General features: G+C 71.1%; 5 protein-coding genes and 1 pseudogene. 2 read left to right on the plus strand and 4 right to left on the minus strand.

The window, feature by feature from the left end:
- Positions 1-43: 43 nt before the first annotated feature.
- Entirely contained in the window at positions 44-541 is a 498-nt protein-coding gene (gene tpx / locus G6031_RS15445) for a thiol peroxidase (protein WP_179523696.1), read from the minus strand.
- Positions 542-550: 9 nt separating this feature from the next.
- Positions 551-1,225: a DNA-3-methyladenine glycosylase 2 family protein gene (locus G6031_RS15450; RefSeq protein WP_182653733.1), complete on the minus strand. Its 675-nt coding sequence runs from the start codon at positions 1,223-1,225 to the stop codon at positions 551-553.
- A 125-nt stretch (positions 1,226-1,350) separates the two neighbouring features.
- On the opposite strand from G6031_RS15450, the gene G6031_RS15455 reads away from it, so the two are divergent.
- Positions 1,351-1,983, plus strand: coding sequence for a YdcF family protein (locus tag G6031_RS15455; RefSeq protein ID WP_179523694.1), 633 nt, complete (start codon positions 1,351-1,353; stop codon positions 1,981-1,983).
- 110 nt (positions 1,984-2,093) lie between these two features.
- Positions 2,094-3,107 (plus strand): pirin family protein, encoded by a 1,014-nt coding sequence (locus G6031_RS15460; RefSeq protein WP_347238509.1) that lies wholly within the window; start codon positions 2,094-2,096, stop codon positions 3,105-3,107.
- Positions 3,108-3,150: 43 nt separating this feature from the next.
- Here the strand turns inward: G6031_RS15460 and G6031_RS19245 are convergent, their stop codons facing one another.
- Positions 3,151-3,771, minus strand: a complete 621-nt coding sequence (locus tag G6031_RS19245; RefSeq protein WP_347238510.1) for an isochorismatase family cysteine hydrolase — start codon at positions 3,769-3,771, stop codon at positions 3,151-3,153.
- A pseudogene (gene nadE / locus G6031_RS19250) lies at positions 3,751-4,206 on the minus strand (NAD(+) synthase); the annotation flags it as partial. The gene G6031_RS19245 and the pseudogene nadE, both read right to left, overlap by 21 nt.

Raw genomic sequence — 4,206 nt, forward strand, 5'->3', positions numbered from 1 at the left:
GCCCGCCTCCACATGGAGGCGGGCCGGCGGCCGTCGACGCGGATCAGGCGAGTGCAGCCAGCGCGGAGTCGTAGTCCGGCTCGGTGGTGATCTCGTCGACGAGCTGGGTGTAGACCACCGTGCCGTCGGCGTCGAGCACCACGACCGAGCGGGCGCACAGGCCGGCCAGGGGGCCGTCGGCCATCTTGACGCCGTAGGTCGAGGCGAAGTCGCTGCGGAAGGTGGAACCGGCGGAGGCGTTCTCGATGCCCTCGTCGGCGGAGAAGCGCTTGAGCGCGAACGGGAGGTCCGCCGAGACGTTGATGACCGCGGTGTTGTCCAGGTCCGTGGCCTTCTCGTTGAAGGTGCGGACCGACTGGGCGCAGACGCCAGTGTCGACGCTCGGGAAGATGTTGAGCACGACGCGCTTGCCGGCGAGCGACTCGGAGGTCACGGGCGCCAGGTCTGTGCCGACCAGGTCGAAGGCCGGAGCGGTGGTGCCGACGGCGGGGAGCTCGCCGGACGTGGAGACGGGGTTTCCCTTGAATGCGGTGGTTGCCATGCGTCCGTTCTACCGGACGGCGGGCGCGGGCGGCGCGGGCACCGCCTGGCCGGTCTGGTCCACCGCCCGCCACAGGTACCAGGAGGCGACCGACCGGTAGGGGGCCCAGCTCTCGGCACGGGTGAGCATCCGGGTGGCGGTGGGGAGTCCGTCGAGTCCCGTGACCCGCTCGAATCCGCGCCGGACGCCGACATCGGCCACGGGGAACACGTCGGGCCTGTCCAGCAGGAAGATCAGCAGCATCTCCACCGTCCACCGGCCCACCCCGCGGACGGTGGTCAGGGAGGCGACCACCTCCTCGTCGTCGAGTTCCTCCAGCTCCGCCAGGGTGGGGATCCGTCCGGTCCCCACCGCGTCGGCGAGGTCGCGGAGCGCGGCGATCTTGGGTCGGGAGACCCCGCAGGTACGGATCTCGTCGTCGGAGAGGGTGGTGAGGAGGCCGGGGTCGAGATGCCGGGGCCCGGCCGCCCGCTCCCTGAGGCGACCGGCGATCGTCGCGGCCGCCTTGACCGACAGTTGCTGGGACAGGATCGAGGAGGCCAGGCGGTCGAACAGGGTGTGCGGTCCGGCGTCCGGGGCGGGCGCGAGGGTGCACGGACCGACGCTCTCGATGTGGCGTCCGAGCTCGGGGTCCGCTCGGGAGAGGTATCGGACCGCGGCCGATTTGTCGTATCCTGCGGGCATACGAGCAGGGTACCGGGCGGTTTTCTGACCCATCCTGCCTCACGGGTAACAGCGGTACCGTGACCGACGATAACTATCGGATCACGAAATGAGTCACACAGTTTTCTCGGGGGAGGAACGCCATCGTGCGTAGGACACACATCCGTCTCGCAGCGGTCGCGGCCACGGCGGCGCTCGCGCTGGGGGCCGGTGCAGGGACCGCATCCGCGGGTTCGGCGGAGCTTCCGTCGGGCACCGCGCTCTACAACGGGCTGACCATGGTGGGCTGCCAGTATGTCGACCAGTCGATGCTGCAGATGTGCGGCGGCCTGGACGCGCTCACGAGCGACGACCCGGCGGTGCTCACGGTCAATCCGTTCACCACCGACATCGTGATCCTGGGCGCGGGCCTCTATCCCGACGGGGGGATCCGGCCGGTGCTGGAGGAGCGGCTGAGGACAGGCTTCCGGCTCGCGCGGGAGTACCCCACAGCCCGCATCATCGTGACCGGTGGAGTCCCGCAGAACGGCCGCACGGAGGCCCGCGCGATGGGCGACTGGCTCCGCGGCGCCGGGATCGCACCGTGGCGGATCACCGAGGAGGGCAACTCCAACTCGACGGTCCAGAACGCCCGGTTCACCGACCAGATCTTCCGCGAGCGCGGGACCACCGGCGCGGTCGTGGTCTCCACGGGCGACCACGTCCAGCGTGCGGTGCTCAACTTCCGCCAGGCGGTCGACGGCCGGATTCCGGTGACCGGAGTGGTGGCCCGGGGCTGACCCGGGGCTGACCCGGGCTGGCCCGGGTTCAGACGCGGGAGGGAACAAACCGCCAGGGCCCGGAGTTGTATGACGCGACAGCAATTACCGTCCCGTCAGAGGAGATGCCAGTGTCCGCCATCCGTCAGGTAGTCCCGCTCGGCGCGCAGTGGCCCGGTGTCGACCCGTTCCTGTTCGCGGTCCACCACCGCGACGAGTTCCCCGCGGCCGAGGGGGAGACCATGCGTCCCGCGGCCTCCCTGGAGGGCCGGTCCATCGGAGGCGACTTCTCCGGCAAGGACGGCTGGTCGATGTACCACGGCTCAGAGGTGCCCGGCTTCCCCCAGCACCCACACCGCGGCTTCGAGACCGTCACCGTGGTGCTCGACGGCGTGGTGGACCACTCCGACTCGTTGGGCGCCGCCGCCCGCTTCGGTCACGGTGACACACAGTGGCTCACCGCCGGTGCGGGGATCTCGCACTCGGAGATGTTCCCCCTGCTGGATCCCGACGCGACCAACACCATGGAGCTGTTCCAGATCTGGCTCAACCTGGCCCCCGAGGACAAGTCCGCCGAGCCGTACTTCGACATGTTCTGGTCCGAGGACACCCCGGTCGTCGTCCGCGGTGAGGAGGGGGCCGCCGCGCGCGTCCGGGTGATCGCCGGGGAGATCGACGGGATCCGGGCACTCGACCCGCCACCGCACTCCTGGGCCGCGCGCCCGGACAGCCACCTCGCCATCTGGATCGTCACCCTCGACCCCGGGGTCAGCACCGAGCTCCCGGCGTTCGACCCGTCCGCCTCCCGGGTCCTGTACAACTACGGCGGCGAGCTGACCGCCGACGGGCAGTGGCTCGGCTACGACGCCGCCGTGCTCGCCCCCGAGGCCGTCACCGTGAGCGCGGGCGCGGACGGCGCGGCGTTCCTCGTGCTGCAGGCCCGGCCGATCGGGGCGCCCGTGGTCCAACAGGGTCCGTTCGTCGGTAACACCCGCCAGGACATCGTCACCGCCATGGAGGAGTACCGTGCCGGCGTGTTCGGTACCTGGCACCTGGACCGGAACGACCCCGTCCACGCCCACGGCGAGACCCGCTTCGCGCGCTACCCGGACGGCAGCGAGAAGCGGCCGGTCGTCTCAGGCTGAGCCCGTCCGGGCGCGGCTCCGGCTGAGCCGCCCGGCCCGCCGCTCAGTCGGGCCAGCGGCCGGTGCGCAGCAGCTCCAGACTCTGTGCCCGGTCCAGCAGTGGCTGGCGCATCTGGTCCTGCAGGAACTCCAGGAGTGCCTCCGACAGCGGCGGGTTGTCGGACGAGATGGCACCGCGGGCCACCGCCACGTGCAGGTTCTCGGCGAAGCCGTCGATCGCGGTCTGTGCCACGCAGCTGTGCGTCGACACGCCGCACACGAGGAGGTGGCCCACGCCGAGCCGGTCCAGCTCCGCCCGCAGATCGGTCCGGAAGAACGCGCTGTCCCGGGTCTTGACCACCTCCACGTGGTCACCGGTGGCGAGCCCGTCGAGGAACCGGGCCTGCTCGGTGCCGGGGAACGCGAAGCCCTGGTCGTCCTCGAGCATGTTGAGGGTCCAGGTGGAGCGGTCCTCGGCGTGCTCGGTCCGCACCAGGACCACCGGACGGTCGGCCTCGTGGGCGGCGCGGATCAGCTCGTTGACCGAGCCGACCAGCTCGTCCCGCACCGCCGCCAGTTCGGGGAACTCGAAGTACGAGTTCTGCATGTCGATCACCACCAGCGCCGTCCGCCGGCCGGCCTGCTCGCCGGTCCTCCCGGCCGGCCGCCACCAGGTGTCGGCCACCTCGACCGGGGTGGTGCGCTTGTGCCGGTTGCGGTGCCACGCCTCCTCGATCAGCCGGGCCGCGTCCTCGGGCACCTCGCGACCCTCGAGGTAGTCGTCGATGTGGTCGTAGCTGATGCCCAGTTCCTCTTCATCGGTCTGGCCCTCGGCCTCGTCGAGGAGGTCGGCGGTGGGCACCTTGTCCCACAGCTGTCGCGGCGCCTGAAGGTGACGGAGCAGCTCCCGGACCTGGCGTTTGTCCAGCCCGGACAGCGGGAGGAGGTCGGCGGCACCGTCGCCGAACTTGGTGAAGAACCCGGTGACGTTCTCGGCGGCGTGGTCGGCGCCGATCACCAGCAGCCCGCGGTCCCCGGCCACGGCGTACTGCGCGACCATGCGGTGGCGCGCCTTGGTGTTGCCCTTGGTGAAGTCCGTCAGCTCCTCGCCGGCGGCCTG

The sequence above is a fragment of the Dietzia sp. CQ4 genome (assembly GCF_014145125.1).
Lineage (GTDB): Bacteria > Actinomycetota > Actinomycetes > Mycobacteriales > Mycobacteriaceae > Dietzia > Dietzia natronolimnaea.

Bases quoted from the DNA above. Each gene is read 5' to 3' on its own strand.
- G6031_RS15450 (WP_182653733.1), bottom strand. From the start codon at position 1,225: ATGCCCGCAGGATACGACAAATCGGCCGCGGTCCGATACCTCTCCCGA.
- tpx (WP_179523696.1), bottom strand. From the start codon at position 541: ATGGCAACCACCGCATTCAAGGGAAACCCCGTCTCCACGTCCGGCGAG.